General features: G+C 66.4%; 21 protein-coding genes. 14 read left to right on the top strand and 7 right to left on the bottom strand.

The genetic code is table 11. From position 1 onward, the window contains the following. Positions 1-152 precede the first annotated feature (152 nt). The 5 genes from QQ25_RS26975 (at position 153) to QQ25_RS26955 (ending at position 5,019) form a co-directional block, all read left to right on the top strand. Positions 153-1,622 carry an aldehyde dehydrogenase gene (locus tag QQ25_RS26975; protein WP_039382712.1) on the top strand — a complete coding sequence of 490 codons (1,470 nt, stop codon included), beginning with the start codon at positions 153-155 and terminating at the stop codon, positions 1,620-1,622. A 78-nt stretch (positions 1,623-1,700) separates the two neighbouring features. Next, complete coding sequence (locus QQ25_RS26970; RefSeq protein WP_039325320.1) at positions 1,701-2,453, top strand: SDR family oxidoreductase; 753 nt, start codon at positions 1,701-1,703, stop codon at positions 2,451-2,453. After that, positions 2,450-3,346 carry an NAD(P)-dependent oxidoreductase gene (locus tag QQ25_RS26965; protein WP_052236098.1) on the top strand — a complete coding sequence of 299 codons (897 nt, stop codon included), beginning with the start codon at positions 2,450-2,452 and terminating at the stop codon, positions 3,344-3,346. Before QQ25_RS26970 ends, QQ25_RS26965 begins: the two co-directional genes overlap by 4 nt. 13 nt (positions 3,347-3,359) lie before the next feature. Next, positions 3,360-3,803 carry a carboxymuconolactone decarboxylase family protein gene (locus QQ25_RS26960; RefSeq protein ID WP_039325318.1) on the top strand — a complete coding sequence of 148 codons (444 nt, stop codon included), beginning with the start codon at positions 3,360-3,362 and terminating at the stop codon, positions 3,801-3,803. Then, positions 3,793-5,019 carry a hypothetical protein gene (locus QQ25_RS26955; RefSeq protein WP_039325316.1) on the top strand — a complete coding sequence of 409 codons (1,227 nt, stop codon included), beginning with the start codon at positions 3,793-3,795 and terminating at the stop codon, positions 5,017-5,019. Before QQ25_RS26960 ends, QQ25_RS26955 begins: the two co-directional genes overlap by 11 nt. Before the next feature lie 17 nt (positions 5,020-5,036). Here the strand turns inward: QQ25_RS26955 and QQ25_RS26950 are convergent, their stop codons facing one another. Then, on the bottom strand, positions 5,037-5,591 hold the full coding sequence (locus QQ25_RS26950; protein WP_039382124.1) for a sensor domain-containing protein: 555 nt from the start codon (positions 5,589-5,591) through the stop codon (positions 5,037-5,039). Positions 5,592-5,810: 219 nt separating this feature from the next. Between QQ25_RS26950 and QQ25_RS26945 the strand changes: the two genes are divergently transcribed. Beyond that, complete coding sequence (locus QQ25_RS26945; protein ID WP_039382121.1) at positions 5,811-6,506, top strand: M15 family metallopeptidase; 696 nt, start codon at positions 5,811-5,813, stop codon at positions 6,504-6,506. A 14-nt stretch (positions 6,507-6,520) separates the two neighbouring features. Here QQ25_RS26945 and QQ25_RS26940 read toward each other — a convergent pair whose 3' ends face one another. Further along, the gene (locus QQ25_RS26940; RefSeq protein ID WP_039382119.1) at positions 6,521-7,150 is read right to left on the bottom strand and encodes a TetR/AcrR family transcriptional regulator; all 630 of its coding nucleotides are present in this window, start codon (positions 7,148-7,150) and stop codon (positions 6,521-6,523) included. A 38-nt stretch (positions 7,151-7,188) separates the two neighbouring features. Beyond that, positions 7,189-8,454 carry a cytochrome P450 gene (locus tag QQ25_RS26935; protein WP_052236097.1) on the bottom strand — a complete coding sequence of 422 codons (1,266 nt, stop codon included), beginning with the start codon at positions 8,452-8,454 and terminating at the stop codon, positions 7,189-7,191. Positions 8,455-8,563: 109 nt separating this feature from the next. Here QQ25_RS26935 and purD point away from each other — a divergent pair, with 109 nt between their 5' ends. Beyond that, positions 8,564-9,832: a phosphoribosylamine--glycine ligase gene (gene purD, locus QQ25_RS26930; RefSeq protein ID WP_039325307.1), complete on the top strand. Its 1,269-nt coding sequence runs from the start codon at positions 8,564-8,566 to the stop codon at positions 9,830-9,832. A 4-nt stretch (positions 9,833-9,836) separates the two neighbouring features. On the opposite strand, the gene QQ25_RS26925 is transcribed toward purD, so the two are convergent. Then, on the bottom strand, positions 9,837-10,670 hold the full coding sequence (locus QQ25_RS26925; RefSeq protein ID WP_039325380.1) for an alpha/beta hydrolase: 834 nt from the start codon (positions 10,668-10,670) through the stop codon (positions 9,837-9,839). A gap of 133 nt (positions 10,671-10,803) precedes the next feature. Between QQ25_RS26925 and QQ25_RS26920 the strand changes: the two genes are divergently transcribed. Together QQ25_RS26920 and QQ25_RS26915 are read left to right on the top strand one after the other, a co-directional pair. Beyond that, positions 10,804-11,433: a TetR/AcrR family transcriptional regulator gene (locus tag QQ25_RS26920; RefSeq protein WP_039382116.1), complete on the top strand. Its 630-nt coding sequence runs from the start codon at positions 10,804-10,806 to the stop codon at positions 11,431-11,433. A gap of 10 nt (positions 11,434-11,443) precedes the next feature. After that, a complete protein-coding gene (locus QQ25_RS26915) occupies positions 11,444-12,883 on the top strand; it encodes an APC family permease (protein WP_039382114.1) in 1,440 nt (479 codons plus the stop codon). On the opposite strand, the gene relZ is transcribed toward QQ25_RS26915, so the two are convergent. Beyond that, positions 12,880-14,607, bottom strand: coding sequence for a bifunctional ribonuclease/(p)ppGpp synthase (relZ, locus tag QQ25_RS26910; protein ID WP_039325300.1), 1,728 nt, complete (start codon positions 14,605-14,607; stop codon positions 12,880-12,882). The two genes, QQ25_RS26915 and relZ, sit on opposite strands and share 4 nt — an antisense overlap. A 50-nt stretch (positions 14,608-14,657) precedes the next feature. On the opposite strand from relZ, the gene purB reads away from it, so the two are divergent. From purB to QQ25_RS26895, 3 genes are read left to right on the top strand one after another with little or no spacing between them, the layout of a single operon-like run. After that, positions 14,658-16,076, top strand: a complete 1,419-nt coding sequence (purB, locus tag QQ25_RS26905; RefSeq protein WP_039325378.1) for an adenylosuccinate lyase — start codon at positions 14,658-14,660, stop codon at positions 16,074-16,076. 2 nt (positions 16,077-16,078) lie between these two features. Next, a complete protein-coding gene (locus tag QQ25_RS26900; protein ID WP_039382709.1) occupies positions 16,079-17,281 on the top strand; it encodes a cytochrome P450 in 1,203 nt (400 codons plus the stop codon). 10 nt (positions 17,282-17,291) lie between these two features. Further along, a complete protein-coding gene (locus QQ25_RS26895; protein WP_039382112.1) occupies positions 17,292-17,879 on the top strand; it encodes a DUF1707 SHOCT-like domain-containing protein in 588 nt (195 codons plus the stop codon). On the opposite strand, the gene QQ25_RS26890 is transcribed toward QQ25_RS26895, so the two are convergent. Together QQ25_RS26890 and QQ25_RS26885 are read right to left on the bottom strand one after the other, a co-directional pair. After that, the gene (locus QQ25_RS26890; RefSeq protein ID WP_039382111.1) at positions 17,863-18,723 is read right to left on the bottom strand and encodes a type IV toxin-antitoxin system AbiEi family antitoxin domain-containing protein; all 861 of its coding nucleotides are present in this window, start codon (positions 18,721-18,723) and stop codon (positions 17,863-17,865) included. The two genes, QQ25_RS26895 and QQ25_RS26890, sit on opposite strands and share 17 nt — an antisense overlap. Positions 18,724-18,824: 101 nt before the next feature. Beyond that, positions 18,825-19,448, bottom strand: coding sequence for a hypothetical protein (locus QQ25_RS26885; RefSeq protein WP_039325295.1), 624 nt, complete (start codon positions 19,446-19,448; stop codon positions 18,825-18,827). 30 nt (positions 19,449-19,478) lie between these two features. Between QQ25_RS26885 and QQ25_RS26880 the strand changes: the two genes are divergently transcribed. Further along, on the top strand, positions 19,479-20,366 hold the full coding sequence (locus tag QQ25_RS26880; RefSeq protein WP_039382109.1) for a phosphoribosylaminoimidazolesuccinocarboxamide synthase: 888 nt from the start codon (positions 19,479-19,481) through the stop codon (positions 20,364-20,366). After that, positions 20,363-22,507, top strand: coding sequence for a S9 family peptidase (locus QQ25_RS26875; protein ID WP_039382108.1), 2,145 nt, complete (start codon positions 20,363-20,365; stop codon positions 22,505-22,507). The genes QQ25_RS26880 and QQ25_RS26875 overlap by 4 nt, the downstream gene beginning before the upstream one ends. The last annotated feature ends 50 nt before the right edge of the window (positions 22,508-22,557 follow it).

Here is a 22,557-nt window from a genome sequence, read left to right as displayed (position 1 = left end):
GTATGGATCCCCACCTGCCGCGATGAGCAGTGCATTTCTAGGAGGGACAGGGCTCGGTGGGGTACGGCCTTGCGGCTCGACATTGTCTGCGGCTATCGTTCGAGACGAGACAGCCGGACAGTTGTCCAGAATTCGTGAAGTGGAGTTCACCGATGCCGGTACTGGCCGATCGCCAGAGTCAACTGCTTATCGACGGCAAGCTGGTCGCCGGGGGCGGTGGAGCTTTCGAGACCGTCAACCCCGCCACCGAGGAGGTGCTCGGCGTCGCCGCCGATGCGAACACCGAGGACATGGGCAACGCCATCAACGCCGCGCGTCGGGCGTTCGATGACACGGACTGGTCGACGAACACCGCGCTCCGAGTGCGCTGCCTTCGGCAGCTGCGGGATGCGCTGCGCGAAAATGTCGAGGAATTGCGGGAACTGACCATCGCCGAGGTGGGCGCCCCGCGCATGCTCACCGCCGGTGCCCAGCTCGAAGGGCCGATCGACGATCTGGCCTTCTCGGCAGACACCGCTGAGAACTACCAGTGGCGCACCGACCTGGGACACGCCACCCCGCAAGGCATTCCGACCAATCGGGTGGTGGCCCGTGAAGCTGTCGGCGTCGTGGGTGCCATCACGCCGTGGAACTTCCCGCACCAGATCAACCTGGCCAAGGTCGGCCCGGCGCTGGCTGCAGGCAACACCCTGATCCTCAAGCCGGCCCCGGACACCCCGTGGGCGGCCGCGGCCATCGGCCAGATCATCGCCGAGCAGACTGACTTCCCGGCCGGCGTGATCAACGTTGTCACCTCCAGTGATCACTCGGTGGGCGCGCTGCTGTCCAAAGATCCTCGGGTGGACATGGTTTCGTTCACCGGATCCACCGCGACCGGACGTGCGGTGATGACGGACGCGGCTCTGACCCTCAAAAAGGTGTTCCTGGAGCTCGGCGGCAAGTCGGCCTTCCTGGTGCTCGACGACGCCGACCTGGCCGGCGCCTGCTCGATGGCGGCCTTCACGGTGGCCATGCATGCGGGTCAGGGTTGCGCGATCACCACGCGCCTGGTGGTCCCACGGGCCCGTTACGACGAGGCGGTCGAGGCCGCGGCAGCCACATTGGGCGGCATCAAGCCGGGCGACCCCAACAGCAAGCGCACGGTGTGCGGCCCGCTCATCTCGGCTCGTCAGCGCGACCGCGTGCAGTCCTACCTGGATCTGGCGTTGCAGGAGGGCGGCCGATTCGCGTGCGGCGGTGGACGTCCCGCGGATCTCGACACCGGGTTCTACATCGAGCCGACCGTGATCGCCGGCCTGGACAACGATGCCCGGGTATCGCGCGAGGAGATCTTCGGGCCCGTGCTGACCGTCATCGCCCACGATGGCGACGACGATGCGGTGCGGATCGCCAACGATTCGCCGTACGGCCTGTCCGGCACGGTGTTCTCCGGCGACGACGACCGTGCCCAGGCTGTGGCGGCGCGCTTGCGCGTCGGCACCGTCAACGTCAACGGCGGCATCTGGTACTCGGCAGATGCACCCTTCGGCGGCTACAAGCAGTCCGGGGTCGGCCGCGAGATGGGCCTGGCCGGCTTCGAGGAGTACACCGAGATCAAGACCATCGCGACCCTGGCTAATTGATGTCGAGCGGCCAGTTGTGCCACGCGATCTCGTGAGAACCGTGGCATGACTGGCCAGTCGGCCGGAAAGGAATGAGACATGGGACAGTTCGACAGCAAGGTGGCCATCGTCACCGGCGCGGGCGGCGGTATCGGCCAGGCCTACGCCGAAGCTCTGGCACGTGAGGGGGCGGCCGTCGTGGTCGCCGACATCAACACCGAAGGCGCGCAGAAGGTCGCCGACGGTATCAAGGGCGAGGGCGGTAACGCGCTCGCGGTGCGCGTCGACGTTTCCGACATCGACTCGGCCAAGGACATGGCGGCGCAGACGCTTTCGGAGTTCGGTGGCATCGACTACCTGGTGAACAACGCCGCGATCTTCGGCGGCATGAAGCTGGACTTCCTGCTCACCGTCGACTGGGACTACTACAAGAAGTTCATGAGCGTGAACCTCGACGGCGCGCTGGTGTGTACCCGTGCGGTGTACCGCAAGATGGCCAAGCGTGGCGGCGGTGCGATCGTCAACCAGTCATCGACGGCAGCCTGGCTGTACGCCAACTACTACGGTCTGGCCAAGGTCGGCATCAACGGCCTGACCCAGCAGCTGTCACGTGAGCTCGGCGGCCAGAACATCCGGATCAACGCCATCGCGCCCGGCCCCATCGACACCGAGGCCAACCGCACCACCACTCCCAAGGAGATGGTGGACGACATCGTCAAGGGAATCCCGTTGTCGCGCATGGGCCAACCGGAGGATCTGGTCGGCATGTGCCTGTTCCTGCTGAGTGATCAGGCGAAGTGGATCACCGGCCAGATCTTCAACGTCGACGGCGGACAGATCATCCGGTCATGACCGACGAGCGCTCGCGCGAGGAGCAAACCAGCACCGCGCTGAAACTCGGCTACATCGGCCTGGGCAATCAGGGCGCACCGATGGCCAAGCGGCTTGCCGACTGGCCTGGCGGACTCGTCGTGTTCGACGTGCGCGCCGAGGCGATGGCGCCGCTGGTGGAGCTCGGGGCGACCTCTGCGGACGGCATTGCCGGAGTCTCGGTGGCCGACGTCATCAGTGTCACCGTGCTGACCGACGCGCAGGTGCGCGACGTGGTGGCCGAACTCGCCGCTCATGCGAAGCCCGGCACCGTGATCGCCATCCACTCCACGATCGAGCCGGGCACTGCCGGAGAGTTGGCAGACCAGCTGCGACCCAAGGGCATTCGTATCGTCGATGCTCCGGTCAGCGGAGGGGCCGGCGCGGCCGACAAGGGCGAACTGGCCGTCATGGTCGGCGCAGATGACGACGCGTACGACCTGGTCAAGCCCGTGTTCAAGAAGTGGGCCTCGATGGTGGTCCGCGCCGGAGAACCCGGAGCGGGCACGCGGATGAAGATCGCCCGCAACATGTTGACGTTCATCGGCTTCGCCGCCGCATGCGAGGCGCAGAAGCTCGCCGAGGCGGCGGGGATCGACCTGCAGAAGCTCGGCCGCGTGGTGCGGCACAGTGATGCGCAGAGCGGCGGGCCGGGCGCGATCATGGTTCGTGACGACACGTCACCGTTGCCGTCGGACCACTGGATCTACGACATGTTCGTCCACACGCGGGGGCTGGCCGAGAAGGACCTGCGGTTGGCGCTCGGGCTCGGCGAGGCCACCGGCGTCGAGTTGCCGCTGGCCGAGATCGCCCTGCGTGACCTGGCCGCCGGACTCGGTGTGCCGCACACGGCTTCACACGGCGAAGTCGGTTAGAGAGGATCGAGAAATGGACGAGTTGCGCGCCAAGGGCCTGGCCAAGATGAACGAGGTCTACGGCTGGGAGATGCCGAACATCGAAGGGGACCCCTACTTCGATCTGACGGTCGACCACCTCTTCGGCACCATCTGGACCAAGCCCGGACTGTCCATGCGCGAGAAGCGGCTGATGACGTTGTCGGCGGTGACTGCCGTCGGCTCGCAGGACCTCGCCGAGATCCAGGTCAACGCCGCGTTGCTCAACGGGGAGTTCACCGAGGAAGAGCTCAAGGACATCGCCATCTTCCTCACCCAGTACCTCGGCTTCCCGCTCGGTTCCGGCCTCAACGGCACGGTGTCCAAGGTGGTGGCCAAGCGCCGCAAGGCCGCTGAGAAGGGGCTTGACGAGGATCGGCGCGCCAACGTGAACGCCGCCGTGAAGATGAACACCGGGAGCGAGCTCGATGACAAGTAGGTACGCCTCGCTGACCCGCGACGAGCTGGTCACCCTGGTTCCCGAGCTGCTGCTCATGGGGCAGATGATCGACCGCTCCGGGATGGCTTGGTGCATCAGCAATTTCGGCAGACCGGAAATGCTGCAGATCGCCATCGAGGAGTGGGCGGCAGCCAGCCCGATCTACACCAGGCGGATGCAGAAGGCGCTCAAATACGAGGGCGTCGACATCATCACCATCTTCAAGGGCCTGCAGCTCGACATCGGTGCCCCGCCGCAGTTCATGGATTTCCGCTATACGGTTCACGATCGTTGGCACGGCGAGTTCCACCTCGATCACTGTGGGGCGCTGCTCGACGTCGAGCCGATGGGTGAGGACTACGTGCGCGGCATGTGCCACGACATCGAGGACCCCACTTTCGATGCCACCGCGCTGGCCACCAACCGTAAATGCCAGGTGCGCCCGATTCACCGGCCGCCCCGGACCCCGGCCGACCGGCAGCCACACTGCGCCTGGACCGTGATCATCGACGAGTCCTACCCGGAGGTCGATGACATCCCGGCGCTCGAGGTGATCGGCCGGACTCGTGCTGCCCGAACGGTTCTGGACCCCATCGACACCTCTGACGAGGGCGCATCGGACTACTCGGGGCCGCTGCTGTCGGACTTCGACTTCGCGGCGTTCTCTCACTCGGCGCTGGTCCGCATCGCCGACGAGGTGTGCCTGCAGATGCATCTGCTGAACCTGTCGTTCATCCTGGCGGTGGGGGCACGCGCCGGCGCGGACACCGCACTGGCCACCGACATCTGCACCAAGCAGCTGATCGGCGTGGCGGGACTGGGTGCCGAGCGTATTCACCGGGCACTGAATCTGCCGGGCGGTATCGAAGGTGCGATGCGGGTACTCGAACTGCATCCGATGTTCAATCCCGTGGCATACGTCGATGCCGAGTTCGGCCCCGACACGGTGTCGGTGCGGCGTTCCCCGGCCCATGAAGACGGTGCCTGGGTGTCCCTGGCCGGGCCTGCCGAGACCCGGCCGTTGGAGGCCATCGTCGCCGCCGTCGACGCGCACCTCTCCGTCGAGGTCATCGGTTCAGACCAGGAGTGGACGGCTCGGGTGATCGAAACCGAGACCGCGAAAAAGGAATTCGGTGAGGTCGCAGTGGCGAAGTTCAGCGGTGGTGCATCGTTTGTGTTCGAGCCGCGGAAGTCCCTGCCGCTGACGGTGGTTTAGCCCTCAGGGGCAGTCCTTTACCGCTGCGCTCGTTCCAGATCGTCGAGTACCTCCCGAGCGACGCGCTCGCTGTCGGGAAGTCCGAGTGCGGTCGTGCTGATCAGCGTGGTGCCGGTGAGCCGGTACGTGGTGTAGGGGCCGTCGGCTTCTTCGCTGTTGAGCAGCAGGGTGTTCCGATCAGGGCTCTGCACCGTGCGCCGGTGGTATCCGGTACCTGCCTTGGTGCAGTCGGGTACCGCGTCCGTGAGCCGGTCGAATTTCGTCTGCGCTGTGGTCGAGTCCGGGTAGACGGCCACTGCTTGGCGAACGTCGGCCATGATGGGGAGCACCGGAGCGTCGAGCAATGCGCTGTAGCCTGCGGCGCGGAACTGTTCCCAGTCGGCGCCGAACACGGTGGGTGGGTCGAACAGTCCGCGGCACCCAGCGGGTGTGTTCGGGATGGCAGCCGGTGCGGCGACATCCAACTCGGCTACTTCATGGAATTCCGCCACTCCGGAGATGCTGCGCACGTCTTCGACGGGAAGCACTGTGGCTGCGGCGGCGGCGGCGGTGCTCGGTGCGTTGAACTTCACGGATATGCCGACGCTGCAAGCCGGTAACAGCGAAACGCAACAGCAGAACGCTGCCGCACGGGCCCGGGCCAGTGTCGCCCTACCTCTGTTCCCCATGCTTCACCGCCCCTCAGCTGTGTCGAGGGCTCGAGTCTAAATTCCGGTCGAGGGTCGCTCGGGCGCCAATTTCTCGTTTCGGCGTCCACGGAAGTCCGTCGATTCGCGACCTAGAGTGGCTGGGTGGGCATCGCAACGGTCCGCGCCTGTGCCCTGGTGGTCGGTGTGTTCGCCGGGTGCATGGCGGGCTGTGCCGATGATGCGCCGGAGCCGAGGATGCAGTCGCCTGCCGTCGGCGCGCCGCAGCCCAGTTCCGCGGCGATGCAACCCGCGCATGTTCGGCCGGTGGACGCGGCCGCACTGGGTGTCAGCTGGCGTCCCGGATGTCCGGTGCCGCCAGCCGACCTTCGCCGAATTACCTTGTCGTATATCGGGTTTGGCGGGCGCTCGCACCGGGGTGAGCTGGTGGTGCACCGTGACGCGGTCAGCGACGTGATCGGGATCTTCGGGGATCTGTATGCGGCGCGATTCCCGATCGAGAAGATTCGCACGGTGGAGAACTATCCGCGTGCCGATGATGAACTGTCCATGCAGGACAACAACACCTCGGCGTTCAATTGCCGGTCGCTGGCGAACGGATCATGGTCGTTGCATGCCTACGGTCGCGCGGTGGACGTCAACCCGCTGATCAATCCGTTCATCTCGGCCTCGGGTGAATTGCAGCCGACCACGGCCCGGAAGTACCTGGACCGCACCCGCACCGATCAGGGGATGATCCGCGATGGTGACGTCGTCGTGCGCGCTTTCGGCGAGCGCGGCTGGCGGTGGGGTGGGCATTGGCGGGACCCGGTCGACTACCAGCATTTCGAACGACGCTGAAGGCGGATACAGGTTCAGATTCCCGCCGGCCGCCTGTCGGACGTCACACGGCCGCCCACCACGGCCGAACCGACCCACCGCGTCAGATAGCCGCGCAGGGCCGCTCCGGTGCGGGGCGGCCGGCCCGGGTCGATGACGAACGACTGGATGATCCGAAGTAGGTGCTCGGCGAGCTCATCGAGTTCGGCGTCCGAGTACCCCACCTCGGCCCAGTCGACGTCCATCTTGTGCAGCATGGCGCGGGCAAAGTCGACTGCGACATCCGACGTCACCGACTCGGTGTGCGCGTTCGCACGCCCGGGAGCCACGAGCAAACCGATGTGCTTGTCCTGGGGCAACCACTCCAGCGAGGTGGCGATGGATTCGGTGACCGCCTCCACCGGATCGGTCATGCCCTTGATGTGCGCCGCCAACCGGTCCAGGAAGTCACTGGCTGCATGGACGGCAGCCGCGACCAGCAGGGCATCGGTGCTAGGGAAATAGCGGTAGACGGTCTGGCGGGTGACGCCGAGGGTGCGGGCCACGTCGGCGATCGAGAAATCCGCCCCGCGCTCGTCGATCGCCTTCCCGGCTGCGGCCAGGATGCGGGCAATCGCCTCGTCGTCCGTGGCCGGCGCCGAGCCGGCCCACCCGTGCGTACGCATGGGCGAATCCTAGAACAACCGACAGGCCAAGCAGTCGGTCAACGGTGATAGGACACCGGCAGGTCCTTGACCCCGTTGATCCATCCGGACCGAAGACGTTGCGGCTCGCCCAGTTTGGTGATGTCGGGAATCTGATCGGCGATCTCGTTGAACATCAGCTTGATCTCCATGCGGGCCAAATTGGCGCCGATGCAGTAGTGCGCGCCGTTGCCACCGAAGGCCAGGTGCGGGTTGGGGTTGCGCAGGATGTCGAACGTGAAGGGCGAGTCGAAGACGTCTTCGTCGAAGTTGGCCGAGCTGTAGAACAGGCCGGCGCGCTGGCCGGCTTTCACGGTGACATCCCCGATCTGGGTGTCGACCAGAGCGGTGCGCTGGAAGCAGTGCACGGGGGTGGCCCAGCGGATGATCTCGTCAACGGCGGTCTCGGGCCGTTCGCGCTTGAAAAGCTCCCACTGGTCGGGGTTTTCGAGGAACGCGTTCATCCCGTGCGTCATGGCGTTGCGGGTGGTCTCGTTGCCTGCCACGGCCAGCAGGATCACGAAGAACGCGAACTCCACCTCGCCGAGCGAGTCGCCATCGACATCCGCCTGCACCAGGCGCGTCACGATGTCATCGGCCGGGCAGTTCCGGCGCTGCTCGGCCATGTTGTACGCGTAGCCCATGAGCTCCGCGTTGGCCATGGTCGGATCGCTGTCGAAATCCGGATCGTCGGTATTCATGATGGCGTTGGTCCAGTGGAAGAGCTTCTCCCGGTCTTCCTCGGGTACGCCGATCAGGTCCGCGATGGCCTGCAGCGGCAGGCTCATGGCCACGTCGTCCACGAAATTGCCGGTGTCCTTCTCGGCCGCCGCCGCCACGATGTTGCGGGCCGCCACGGCCAGTTTCTCTTCCAACCCAGCCACTGAACGCGGCGTGAACAGTCGTGACACCAGTTTGCGCAGCCGGGTGTGCTCGGGCGCGTCGTGGTTGATCAGCAGTGCCTTGGTGAGGTCGAGTTGTTCTGAGGTGACGCCTTCGGGGAGGCGCATGACGGCGCCCTTGGCGTTGGTCGACCACACCGCGCCGCCGTCGCGGGAGATGGTCTTGATGTCCTCGTGGCGGGTGATCACCCAGTAGCCGCCGTCATTGAAGATCGACTCATCCTGCTCGTTCCACCACACGGGCGCGGTCTTGCGCAGTTCGGCGAACTCGGTGACGGGGATTCCGCGGAGCAGGACGTCGGGATCGGTGAAGTCCATCCCCGGGGGTAGGAGCGAAGCGACTGGGGGGACATCACCGTCGGCGCCGAACGGGCAGGCATTCATCGTGGTCAAGCCGGATCATCTCCTCGTGTGACGGCGAGCACATTTCTGCGTTCGACCATACACTGCGGCGTCAAGTGTATGCCCGGAGGTTTCCCGCTACGCTACGACCGTGCGCGTCCTCGTTATCGGATCCGGTGCCCGTGAACACGCCCTGCTGCTGGCCCTGCGCCGCGATCCGCAGGTGGAGGAGTTGGCGGTGGCCCCCGGCAACGCCGGCACCCAGTCCATCGCCGACCAGTACGACGTCGACATCACCTCCGGCGAGGCCGTGGTGAAGCTGGCGCAGCGCCTGCGAAGTGACCTTGTGGTGATCGGCCCCGAGGTTCCGCTGGTGCTCGGAGTGGCCGACGCCGTCCGGGCCGCCGGAATCGCCTGCTTCGGAGCGAGCAAGGACGCCTCCCGCATCGAGGGCTCCAAGGCCTTCGCCAAGGACGTCATGGCCGCGGCCGGCGTCCGTACCGCGAGCAGCGAGATCGTCGACAACCCCGCCCACCTCGACGCGGCACTGGACCGGTTCGGCCCGTCGGCCGGTCAGGCCGCCTGGGTGGTCAAAGACGACGGCCTGGCCGCCGGTAAGGGCGTGGTGGTCAGCGCCGATCGCGACGCCGCCCGGGCGCATGCCGCCAGCCTGCTCGATTCGGGGCACCCGGTACTGCTGGAGTCGTTCCTCGACGGTCCCGAAGTGTCGCTGTTCTGCGTGGTCGACGGCGCCACCGTCGTGCCACTGCTGCCCGCGCAGGACTTCAAGCGCGTCGGCGACGGCGACACCGGGCCGAACACCGGCGGCATGGGCGCCTACGCCCCGTTGCCGTGGCTGCCGGACTCGGTGAAGAACCAGATCGTCGACGAGGTGGTGAAACCCGTTGCCGCGGAATTGGTTGCGCGCGGCAGCTCGTTCTCGGGTCTGCTGTACGCGGGTTTGGCGATCACGTCGAACGGCCCGGCGGTGGTGGAGTTCAACTGCCGCTTCGGTGATCCGGAGACGCAATCGGTTCTGGCGCTGCTTGATTCGCCGCTCGGTCAACTGCTGAACGCCGCGGCCACCGGCGAACTCGCCTCATTCGGTGAGCTGCAGTGGCGCGACGGCTACGCCGTCACCGTCGTGGTGGCCGCCGAGAACTATCCGGGCCGGCCGCGGGTCGGCGACGTCATCCACGGATCGGAAGCCGATGGCGTGCTGCATGCCGGCACGGCGCGCCGTGAGGACGGCGAAGTGGTGTCCTCGGGCGGCCGGGTGCTCTCGGTGGTAGGCACCGGGGCGGACCTGCCCGCCGCACGTGATGCGGCATATGCGCTCGTCAAGTCGATCCGGTTGCCGGGCAGCCACTTCCGCACCGACATCGGTCTGGCCGCCGCCGAGGGTCGGATCAGCGTCTAGCCAACTAGGCCACGAGCAGCGGGGCCATCCAGGAGATCTCGGCGGGCAGCTGCGAACTCCAGAAGCTGCCGTCGTGTCCGCCGGGGGAGAAGCCACCCGCCGGCGGATTGGGCAGCTCGGCGATGAACTGCTTGGTGGCCGAGTAGAACGGATCGCTGTTGCCGCAATCGATCCGGATCGGGATCGATCCCAGCGCGCTCTGGCCCCACACACTGTTGGCGGCGTAATCGGCTGCGCTGTCGAAGGCGCCGGGCGCAGCGGCGCCCGAGGACGTCCAGAGCGCCGGGCTGACCGCACAGATCGCTGCGGTGCGGCCCGGCCCGAGCCGTGAGCCCAGCAGCAACGCCCCGTAGCCGCCCATCGACCAGCCGAGGAACCCAACCCGTGAGGTGTCCAGGCCCTGATCGCCGAGCATCGGGATCAGCTCGTCGAGCACCATCGCGCCTGAGTCCTCACCGGACGCCCGTTTGTGCCAATAGCTTCCGCCGCCGTCGACCGCGACGACCGCGAACGGCGGCAGCCCGGCCGCCACCGCGTCGGCCAAGCCCTGTTCCACTCCGCCGGCCATCACGCCGGCCGCATCCTGCCCTTTGCCGTGCAACGCGATAACCGGACGGAGTTTGCCAGTCTGACCGGGTGGGCGCGCGATGGCCCAGTTGGTGTTCGTCCCGCCGCGCGCGGCGGACACGAATGAGCCGGTGGTGAATGTCGGGGCAGACACCGGGCTGGCGGGTGAGACCGGGGCGGAGGCGAGGGCTACAGCACCGGCAGCGCCGGCAGCCGCACCGACGCCGAGGCGCAGAACTGCGCGACGGGTCAAGTTGGGCATGCGGGCCATCTTGCCATCGCCCGACAATGGCATCGGACGGTGGCATTCGCAATGCCGGCGAGGCGGTGGCAAAACCTGAGTAGAGCCTGATGATTGACCGAAAGCCCGATGTGGAGAGGGCCTGGCTGGCAGCATGTGAACCGTGACGGCAGCGGTCACCCCTAAAGGGGAGCGTCGGCGGTACGCCCTCGTCAGGGCGGCTGCTGAATTACTTTGTGAAGGCGGTTTCGACGCCGTCCGGCACCGTGCCGTGGCCCGTCGCGCCGGCCTCCCGCTGGCCTCGACGACGTACTACTTCTCGTCACTGGACGACCTCATCGCGAAGGCCGTCGAGTACATCGGAACCCGGGAAACCGAACAACTGACCGCCGGTGTGGCTGCCCTTTCGCGACGGCGCCGCGGTGCCGAATCGACTGCGGACATCCTCGTCGACTTGTTGCTCGGGGAATCACCGGAGTGGCGCGGAACCGAGGAGTTGATCTCGCGCTACGAGCGTTACATCGCCTGCGCCCGCCAGCCGGGGCTGCGCGACATCCAGCGCCGCATCCTCCAACAGCGCACCGACGCGGTGGTCGAGGTGGTGGAACGCTCGGGTCGTTCGGTGCGGGCAGAATTGGTCACCGCCCTGGTGTGTGCGGTCGACGGAGCCGTCGTGGCATCGTTGGTCGACGAAGGGGAGGGGCCCAGAGCCAGTGCCCGCGCCACATTGATCGACGTCATCGACGTGCTGGCGCCCGTCGATGAGCGGGCGGGTACGCGTCTGACCGGCTGAAGGAGGGGGAATGTCGCAACCCGCAACCGCGGAGGAGCCACAGCTCAAGCGGGTGATGGGGCCCGGACTCTTACTACTGTTCGTCGTCGGCGACATTCTCGGCACGGGCGTCTATGCGTTGACGGGGCAAGTCGCCAAGGAAGTCGGCGGTGCCGCGTGGCTACCGTTCCTGGCGGCCTTCCTGATCGCCACCATCACCGCGTTCAGCTATCTCGAGCTGGTCACCAAGTATCCGCAGGCAGCCGGCGCAGCGCTGTACGCGCACAAGGCATTTGGCATCCAGTTCGTCACCTTTTTGGTGGCGTTCATCGTGATGTGTTCTGGAATCACCTCGGCCTCAACGGCTTCACGGTTCTTCGCGATCAGCTTCTTCGACGCCATCGAGGTGAATTTCGACCACATCTTCAGCTGGCAGCGGTTGGGCACTGTCGCGCTGGCACTGCTGTTCATGGCGTTGATCGCCACGGTGAATCTCCGAGGCGTCAGCGAAAGCGTCAAGCTCAACGTCTTTCTCACGTTCGTGGAGATCACCGGCCTTGTGATTGTCGTCGTGGTCGGACTGTGGGCCATCATCAGCGGTGTCGAGGTCGATTTCTCCCGCGTTGTCGCATTCGACACGTCCGGGGAGAAGAACGCCTTCATCGCCGTCACCGCGGCGACATCGCTGGCGTTCTTCGCGATGGTCGGCTTCGAGGATTCGGTCAATATGGCTGAGGAAACCAAGGATCCGGTGCGGATCTTCCCCAAGGTGTTGTTGACGGGCCTGGGGATCGCCGGCCTCGTCTACGTCGTCGTAGCCATCATCGCCGTCGCGCTGGTGCCGGTCGGGGAACTTGCCGAGGCCGACTCGTCACCCCTGGTGAAGGTCATGGAAGCGGCCGCACCCGGGCTGCCGTTCTCGAACATCCTGCCGATCATCTCGATGTTCGCGGTTTCGAACACCGCGCTGATCAACATGCTGATGGCCAGTCGACTGATCTACGGCATGGCCCGTCAGCACGTGCTGCCGCCGGTGCTGGGCGCGGTGCACCCGAGGCGGCACACCCCCTGGGTGGCAATCCTGTTCACCACGCTCATCGCGTTCAGCCTGATCTTCTATGTGTCGGCCTTCGCGAGCGGAGACACCGTCGCGATCCTCGGCGGCACCACGTCGCTGTTGTTGCTCGCGGTCTTCTCGGTGGTCAACATCGCGGTCCTGGTGCTGCGACGTGATGTCCGAGAAGAGGGCGGGCACTTCAAGACTCCGACCGTGCTGCCCGTCATCGGCTTCATCGCCTCGATGTACCTGGTGCTGCCCACCTCGGGACGACCGCCGGAGCAGTACATCCTGGCGCTCGCCCTCGTCGTCATCGGCGTCGTTCTGTTCGGCGTCACCATGCTGATCAACCGTCAACTGGGTATTCGTGGGCCGGGTATCACCGACCCGACCCACCTCGGTGACGCGCCCTAGGAGTCGGCGCGCAACTTCTCGATCCGGTTCTGCAGCAACGCGATCCGATGGGCATTGCCGTCGAGCCCGAGGTAGCGGTCTCCGAATACGGCCAGCAGGGCATCGTCGAGGCGACGCACTGCCCCTGGCGGGTACCGGTAGTCCATCAGGCGGTTGATCTCATCGGTGTCCACCGAATCCAGCACACCGGTCAGCGCATCCAGTGACGTGATGCCGAGCTCGAGCAGCAGCCCCGAGATCCAGCTGTAGTGGTCGGTGCGCGACCAGCCGGCGTCGGCGAAGCGGTTGCCCAGAAAGGTGGCCAGCACCGGGGTGGCGATGCGCGCGTCCGCAGACGACTCTGCGAATTCCGCGCCCTCGTCCTCGTCGGACATGGTCTGGCGCAGCCGTTCCCGGATCTCGGTGAACTCGCGGTCGGCCAGCTCCAGAAGCCCGGCGGCCAACGTGAACCGGCGGTCCAGTTCGCTGACATGCTCGGCCGGGATCGAGCCTTTGTACCGCACATCGTGCTCGAACTCGGCCCACGCGTGCTGCAGGACGGTGCGGACCTGGATGGACGCCGGATACTGTTCGCCTTCCACACCGATCAGCAGGTGCCGGCTCGCATAACCCCACCGGCCCTGGCGGGCCGTCTGCAAACCCATGTCCTGATCGTCGAGCAGCCGCATCTCCTCGGCCAGCAGGTTGGCCACGGCGTCGACATCCTCACGCAGATAGGTGATGACGCGCAGGCCCACCTGGTCGGTGACCTCCACCAGCGGATCGCTGTACAGCGGAGTGCCGTCGGCCGCACGGCGGTTGGCTTTCGCGGCGAACGAATCGACACTCTTGGTCCGTGCGGTGATGCTCAGGTAGTTGATGCCCGCCTCGTCGAGCAGTCCGGTGACCAGCTTGAGGTACTTCTCTGTGGCAGCCACCAGATCCGGACGCCGGGCAGCGTATTCGGCCACCGCGCTCGACGGCGGATCTTCGCGTGCCGGTGTTGGTCGTGAGCGGGGCAGCCGGTCGGCGGGCAGTGACGGGGTGACGATGTAACCGGAGGCGAAATCGCCGTAGATCGTCACGTCCTCGGGCCGGTGATACCAGTACAGCGCGATGTAGGCGCAGAGCATGGCGTCGACGGGGTCCTCGTCACGGTCGAGCTGGCCCGGCCGCGTGGCGGCCTCGATGCGCCGACGCAACTCGACCCAACTGACGCTGCGGTTTGCGCGCAGCCGCGGCGTCGCCCCGTCGAGCTCTTCGATGAACGTCATCAACCGCAGCAGCTCGTGCTGGCGATCGCCGAACGAGCCGCGCTTGTACTTCAGGGTCTTGTCGAGGCCGAACAGCACGACGCTCGCCGGATGCGGATAGACCTCGATCGCGCGGCGGTTCGACGTCGATGACGGATCCATGTCCAATCCGAGCGCCGAGGCGATGCGGGCGCCGCGGGGATGCTTGAACTCGGGGCGTTCGGTGAAGGCCGGGCGCGCGCCGGCGTCGAACCGCTGGAAGTCCCGGTTGAGATCCCGTTCGCACTGCCGGTGGCCGGTCGGGTTCTTCACGATCAGCGGCGCATCGATGGCCACCAGGCAGTCACCACTGACGTAGGGCTCGACGGCCGCCGCGATATCGTCGTCGTCCTGCGCCACACCGACGTGGAGGACCCGCCCACCGGAGTCGATGGCGGCCACGCCCGTCTGGTTCTTCTCGCCCCACGCGAGGTCGAGTCCGACGAAGTACATCCGTCCACTGTCTCATTGGTACCCCGGCCCGGGTCGTAAGCTGTGTGTTCGTGACGATCCCGAATGTTCTGGCCAACCGCTACGCCAGCGACGAAATGGTCGCGATCTGGTCGCCCGAGGCCAAGATCGTCGCCGAGCGCCGACTCTGGCTGGCCGTGCTCCGCGCGCAGTCCGAGCTGGGTGTCCCGGTGCCCGACGGCGTGATCGACGACTACGAGCGGGTGCTGGAGAACGTTGACCTCGCCTCCATCGCGGCGCGTGAGCGCGTCACCCGCCACGACGTCAAGGCCCGCATCGAAGAGTTCAACGCGCTGGCCGGCCATGAGCACATCCACAAGGGCATGACGAGCCGCGACCTCACCGAGAACGTCGAGCAGTTGCAGATCCGCCAATCCCTCGAGCTGGTGTTCGCCCACGGCGTGGCGGTGGTGGCCCGGCTGGCCGAACGCTCCGTGGTCTACCGCGACGTGGTGATGGCGGGCCGGTCGCACAATGTGGCCGCCCAGGCCACCACTCTGGGCAAGCGGTTCGCCTCGGCTGCCGAAGAGTGTTTGGTGGCCCTGACCCGGCTGCGTGAGCTGATCGACCGCTACCCGCTGCGCGGTATCAAGGGGCCGATGGGCACCGCCCAGGACATGCTGGATCTGTTCGACGGGGACACCGACAAGCTGGCCGAACTGGAACGGCGTGTCGCCCAATTCCTGGGATTCACAGACGTTTTCACCAGCGTTGGGCAGGTGTATCCGCGCTCACTGGACCACGACGTGCTCTCGGCGCTGGTGCAGGTCGGCGCCGGCCCGTCCTCGCTGGCGCACACCATCCGGCTGATGGCCGGCCATGAGTTGGTCACCGAGGGCTTCGCGCCAGGTCAGGTGGGCTCCTCGGCCATGCCGCACAAGATGAACACCCGGTCGTGCGAGCGGGTCAACGGCCTGCAGGTGGTACTGCGCGGCTATGCCTCGATGGCCGCCGAACTGGCCGGCGCGCAGTGGAACGAGGGCGACGTTTTCTGCTCGGTGGTGCGCCGCGTTGCGCTGCCGGACGGGTTCTTCGCCATCGACGGGCAGACCGAGACCATCCTGACCGTGCTCGACGAGTTCGGCGCCTACCCGGCGGTGATCCAGCGCGAGCTGGACCGCTACCTGCCGTTCCTGGCCACCACCCGGATCCTGATCGCCGCGGTGCGCGCCGGGGTGGGCCGCGAAACCGCCCACGAGGTGATCAAGGAACACGCCGTCGCCGTCGCGCTGGACATGCGTGAGCGCGGACTGGAGCCGGATCTGCTGGACCGGTTGGCCGCCGACCCGCGGCTGCCGCTGGACCGGGCAGCTCTGGCAGCCGCACTGGCCGACAAGCAGGCCTTCACGGGAGCCGCCGGAGCCCAGGTCGACGGAGTCGTCTCCGCCGTCGACGAGCTGGTCAGCCGCTACCCCGAAGCCGCAAAGTACACCTCCGGCGCCATCTTGTGAGTTTGACGGCCGACCTCACCGATCTGGACAATTTCGCTGCCGGATTCCCGCACGAGTTGTTCGCGGTGCACCGGATCGAAGCACCGGTGTACTGGCACTCGCCGACGGAACACACTCCCGACGGTGAGGGCTTCTGGTCGGTGGCCACCCACGCCGAAACCCTTGCGGTGCTGCGTGATGCGGAAACCTACTCGTCGGTGACCGGCGGCACCCGGCCGTTCGGGGGCACGCTGCTGCAGGATCTTTCGATCGCCGGGCAGGTGCTCAACATGATGGACGATCCGCGGCATTCCGAGATCCGGCGGCTGGTCAGCTCCGGGCTGACCCCGCGGATGATCCGGCGGGTCGAAGACGACCTGCGGGTCCGCACGCGCCGGTTGCTCGACGGGATCGAGCCGGGTGTGCCGTTCGACTTCCTGGTCGACGTGGCGGCCGAGCTGCCGATGCAGATGATCTGCATTCTGCTGGGAGTGCCTGAATCCGAACGGCATTGGCTGTTCCAGGCGATCGAGCCGCAGTTCGATTTCGGCGGCTCCCGTTCGGCGGCGATGGCACAGTTGTCGCCCGAAGAGGCCGGCTCGCGGATGTACACCTACGGCCAGGAACTCATCGCCGCCAAACGTGCCGAGCCGACCGACGACATGCTGTCGGTGGTGGCCAACGCGTCGGATGCCGAGTTGAGCGATCTCGAGCTCTACCTGTTCTTCAGCCTGCTGTTCAGCGCAGGCGCCGAGACCACCCGCAATTCGGTGGCAGGCGGGCTGCTGGCACTGATCGAGCATCCCGACCAAATGGCGTTGTTGCGTGAGGATCTCGGCCAACTGCCCACGGCCGTCGAGGAGATGGTGCGCTGGACCTCGCCGTCACCGTCCAAACGCCGCACCGCGACCCGAGCCGTCTCGTTGGGTGGCTGCGACATCGAGGCCGGGCAGAAGGTCCAGGTATGGGAAGGGTCTGCGAACCGCGACGGGTTGGTGTTCGACCGGCCGGACGCTTTCGACATCACCCGTAAACCGAACCCCCACTTGGGTTTCGGCTACGGAATCCACTACTGCCTTGGTGCCAACCTGGCCCGGCTCGAGCTTCGCGTGTTGTTCGAGGAATTGCTGTCACGGTTCTCGTCTGCCCAGTTGGCCAAGGCCGTCGAGTGGACCCGCAGCAACCGCCACACCGGGATCCGGCACCTGGTCGTGGAATTCGCCTAACCTGGCGGACATGGACTCAGGCCAGGATGACCATCTCAGAGTCTCAGATGCCGAGCGCGCCAGGGTGGGACATCTGCTCGAACGCGCGGTAGCCGAGGGCATGATCACGCTCGACGAGTTCACCGAACGTTACGACGCCGCCTTGGCGGCGCGCACGCGCGGCGAGCTGAACGCCGTGGTCGCCGATCTGCCACTGGCAGCACCGGCAACGCAGCGGCCGGCGGTCGCGCCCGAGGAACTGCGGGGGTGGATGTCGTCGATCGTGCGTCGCGGCCAGTGGACCGTGGCGCCGACGCTGCGCCTGAACACCCGGCTGTGCAGCACGACCCTCGACTTCACCTCGGCGGTCCTGCCCAGCCGGGTCGTCGAGATCCTCGTCGACGATTACTGCAGTTCGACCGAGATCATCGTGCCCACCGCGGCCACCGCCGACCTCAACGGCGTCAACGCCGTCGCAGGCAGTGCCACGGTCAAGGTGCGCACCAGCCCGCCGTCGGACCACCTCCATCTCATCGTGCGCGGCCGGGTGCGGATGGGCTCGGTCACCGTGCGCCACCCGTTCGGAAGCTGGCTGCGGCGGCTCAGCGGTACTGGATAGCGCAGCGAATCTCGCTGACAACCCGCTGCGGGTATTCGGTCAAGTCCAGCCAGGTGAACCGCAGCACCTGCCAGCCCATCAGCGCGATCTCGTTCTGCTTGACCCGATCTTTCTGGAAATCCTCCTGATCGCTGTGGAACGCCCAGCCGTCGGTCTCGATCGCGAGCTTGTAGGCGCGGAAGGCAACGTCGATCACGTATCGGCCCAGGCGGTAGTTGGCCTTCCATCCGGTGATCCGGGCTTCCCTGAGCAGCTTGATCAGCATTCGTTCCGCTTCGGAGCGTGCTCCGTCCGCCGCGGCGATCAGCAACCTGCGGGCGGCAGGCGAGCCGTGCCTGCCCTTGTTGCGCAGGTGCGCGCGCCACAGGTCGCCCAGTTCAGTGTGGCGTTGCAACGCGCTGTCCATCAGCTTTGCGCCGCCGCCCCGCCGGGCCGCGGCCTCCACGACCGTCAGCGGCAGCGCCGTCACCCGCAGACCCCTGCGTTCGACGATGTCTGTGGGGTCGAGATCACGCCGGCGCAGTTTGGTGCCGTACCGGCGAGGATGGTGGCTGTCCCTGGGGACCGTGACCTCGACCAACTCGGGCGGGTACTTCGTCACGCTGTGCCACCAAGCTGCTGCCAGCCCAGTGGCCGTCGCGTGGGGACCGAGTGACCACACCGCGGCCCTGATCCGGGCTGAATCGGTGAACTGACGATCATCGGCGAAGTACACCCCAGGCGAGCAGCGCAGCCATTTCCCGGAGCGGACTCTGCGATTGACCGCGTCTTGGCTCAGGCCGGCCTGCTTGGCCTGAGCCAGGGTTATCACGCCGTCGTGGTCACGCAGATAGTCGTCGAGCACGAAGTTTGGACGTGGTTGCGCCGCCAAACGGTTCCCACCCCTGTGATTTGTGTGCGTTCACCGGCGGTGGGCGCCGCTAAACGCACACAAATCACGGGTTGTCACTCGATGCGGCGGAGGCGCATGCCGGCGGAGCGCAGTTCGAGGGCGGCCAGGCCGCGAATGGCCTGCTGATCCTGACTGCGCCACGCACCGACCGGGTCGTCGGACACCGCGGTCAGCTTGGCCAGCGGCCGGTTGGCCAGCGCCCTCAGCGCCAGCAGTTGTTCCCCGGCCGCCGTCGAGGCCAGGGTGATGGCCGTCCACTTGCGCCGGAAAAACCTAACGCGCAGATAGAGCCACGGCATCGCCACGAACAAGATCGGTGCCGCGGCCACGGCCAGGGCCAGCACCCAGGCCAGCCAGCTGGCCGTGCTGTCCAGGTTGGCGCCCGCACCCGCGATGTCCAGGGCCGCCTCGCTCGCGGCGCGCAACGGCGTGCTCAGCGTGTCGCCGATCAGCGGAACGTGATCGGTGCTGTCACCAGCGGAAGCGAGGTTGTCGGCGACCCCGTCGGCGCCGCTCTGGACCTGCCTGCCGACCTCGGCAATGGTCGACACGGCCGAATGCACGGCCACCCCGACCAATACCCAGACCGCGGTCCAGGTGATGACGGCCACGTCGCTGAACAACTGCGCCAACAAGCGGCCCGGTCTGCTGGCATAGGGCAGGTACCGCGATCTCATGAAACCGATCCCAACACATAGGGTGGCCCAATGCGCCCCGCTCTGTCCGACTACCAGCACCTGGCCAGCGGCAAGGTCCGCGAGTTGTACCGCATCGACGACGACCATCTGCTCTTCGTGGCAACCGACCGTATCTCGGCCTATGACCATGTCCTGGACTCACAGATCCCGGACAAGGGCCGGATCCTGACGGCCATGAGCGTGTTCTTCTTCGATCTGATCAGCGCGCCGAATCACCTGGCCGGTCCGCCAGACGACGAGCGCATCCCCGCAGAGGTGCTGGGGCGTGCCCTGGTGGTACGCCGACTCAAGATGCTGCCCGTTGAGTGCGTGGCCCGTGGCTACCTGACCGGCTCCGGGCTGCTCGACTACCAGGCGTCGGGTTCGGTGTGCGGTATCCCGCTGCCTGCCGGGCTCGGTGAGGCCAGCAAGTTCGACGAGCCGCTGTTCACCCCCGCCACCAAGGCCGACATCGGCGAACACGACGAGAACATCGCATTCGCCGCCGTCATCGACCTCGTGGGTGCGGAGCTGGCCGATCAATTGAAGGAACGCACGCTGCAGACCTACCTGCAAGGTGCGGACCACGCGCTGACCAAGGGCATCATCATCGCCGACACCAAATTTGAGTTCGGAGTCGATCCGGACGGCAACGTGGTGCTGGCCGATGAGGTCTTCACCCCGGATTCGTCCCGGTACTGGCGCGCCGAAACGTACCAACCGGGCGTGGTACAGGACAGTTTCGACAAGCAGTTCGTCCGCAACTGGCTGACCGGTCCGGACTCCGGCTGGGACCGGCACGGTGACACTGCGCCGCCACCGCTTCCCGAGGCCATCGTGACTGCCACCCGTGACCGTTACATCGAGGCATACGAACGGATTTCGGGTCTGCGATTCGAAGATTGGATCGGCGCATGACCGGGTCCGTGAAGCCGCCCGTGGCCAAGCGGGGCAACCACCGCCGCGAGCATCACGGCGACGTGTTCATCGACCCCTATGAGTGGTTGCGCGACAAGGACGATCCGGAGGTGATCGCGCACCTGGAGGCCGAGAACGCGTACACCGACGATGCGACCGCTCATCTGGAGCCGTTGCGGCAGAAGATCTTCGACGAGATCAAGGCCCGTACCAAGGAAACCGACCTGTCGGTGCCGATGCGCCGGGCCGGATGGTGGTACTACGCGCGCTCCTTCGAGGGCAAGCAGTACGCGGTGCACTGCCGGTGCCCGATCGGCGATCCGGACGACTGGACGCCGCCCGAACTCGGCGAGGGTGAGATTCCCGGCGAGCAGATTCTCCTCGACGAGAACGTAGAGGCCGACGGCCACGAATACTTCTCGCTCGGCGCGGCCACGGTCAGCCTGGACGGCAACATTCTGGCCTTCTCGGTCGACGTCAAGGGCGACGAACGCTACACCTTGAGGTTCAAGGATCTACGCACCGGTGAGCTGTACGACGACACGATCGTCGGCATCGGCGCCGGTGGCACCTGGGCGGCCGACAGCCGCACGTTCTACTACACCACCGTCGACGAAGCCTGGCGGCCGGACACGGTGTGGCGGCACCGCCTGGCTTCTGGTCTGGCCGCCGAGAAGGTGTATCACGAACCCGACGAACGGTTCTGGGTCGCGATCGGCCGTAGCCGCAGCGACAAATACTTGTTCGTCGCCTCGGGCAGCGCGGTCACCACCGAGGTCCGATATGTCGACGCGAACGATCCGACCGCCGAGCTCACCACCGTATGGGAGCGCCGCGACCTGGTGGAGTATTCGGTCGAGCACGCCGTGGTCGGGGGCGAGGACCGGTTCCTGATCCTGCACAACGACGGTGCCGAGAACTTCATGCTGGTGGACGCTCCGGTCAGCGACCCCAGCGACTTCCGGACGCTGATCGAGCATCGTGCGGATGTGCGATTGGACGGCGTCGACGCATTCGACGGCTTCCTGGTGATCAGCTACCGCAGTGAGGCATTGCCGAAGATGGCGCTGTGGCGGCTCACCGACGAGGGCTACGGCAGTCGCGAAGAGCTGACCTTCGACTCCGAGTTGACCGCCGCGGGAATGGGCGGGAATCCGAACTGGTCCACACCGAAGCTGCGGATCGGCGCCACGTCGTTCATCACTCCTGCGCGGATCTACGACCTGGACCTGGCGACGGGCGAGCGCACCCTGCTGCGCGAGCAGCCGGTGCTGGGTGGCTACCGGCCGGAAGACTATGTGGAGCGCCGCGATTGGGCCACCGCACCTGACGGGGCGCGAATCCCGGTGTCGATCATCCATCGGGCCGGGTTGCAGTTTCCGGCGCCTGCGCTGATCTACGGCTACGGTGCCTACGAATCGTGTGAGGATCCACGGTTCTCCATCGCGCGGTTGTCATTACTGGACCGGGGCATGGTGTTCGTGATCGCGCACGTGCGCGGCGGCGGCGAGCTGGGGCGGCCGTGGTACGAGCACGGCAAGCTGCTGGAGAAGACCAACACCTTCACCGATTTCATCGCGGCAGCAAGGCATCTCGTCGAGAGCGGGGTTACCCGCCCGCAGAATCTGGTGGCGCTCGGGGGCAGTGCCGGCGGGTTGCTGATGGGTGCGGTGGCCAACATGGCGCCGGAGTTGTTCGCGGGGATCCTGGCTCAGGTCCCGTTCGTCGATGCTTTGACGACCATTCTGGATCCGTCGTTGCCGCTGACCGTGACCGAGTGGGACGAATGGGGAAATCCGTTGGAGGACCCCGAGGTTTACCGCTACATGAAGTCCTACACGCCGTATGAGAATGTGGCGGCGCAGGACTATCCCGCGATCCTGGCGATGACCTCGCTCAACGACACTCGGGTGTATTACGTCGAACCGGCCAAATGGGTTGCCGCTCTGCGGCATACGAAGACGGACGGGCATCCCGTCCTGCTGAAGACCGAGATGGTGGCCGGCCACGGCGGCCTGTCGGGACGATACGAGCGGTGGAAGGAAGCCGCGTTCCAGTACGCCTGGTTGCTAGCCGCCGCCGACCGCGACAATTACGGCAGCGGCCAGGTAGACAGCCTCTTCGGCGGTCCGAACGCTTGATCGCGTGGTCATCGACATCCGCATGATCTAGGCGCTGTCAAGATGTGGGG

Origin of the sequence: Mycolicibacterium setense, assembly GCF_000805385.1 — a bacterium.
In the GTDB taxonomy this organism is placed as follows: domain Bacteria; phylum Actinomycetota; class Actinomycetes; order Mycobacteriales; family Mycobacteriaceae; genus Mycobacterium; species Mycobacterium setense.
This window is presented reverse-complemented; position numbering and strand designations above follow the sequence as displayed.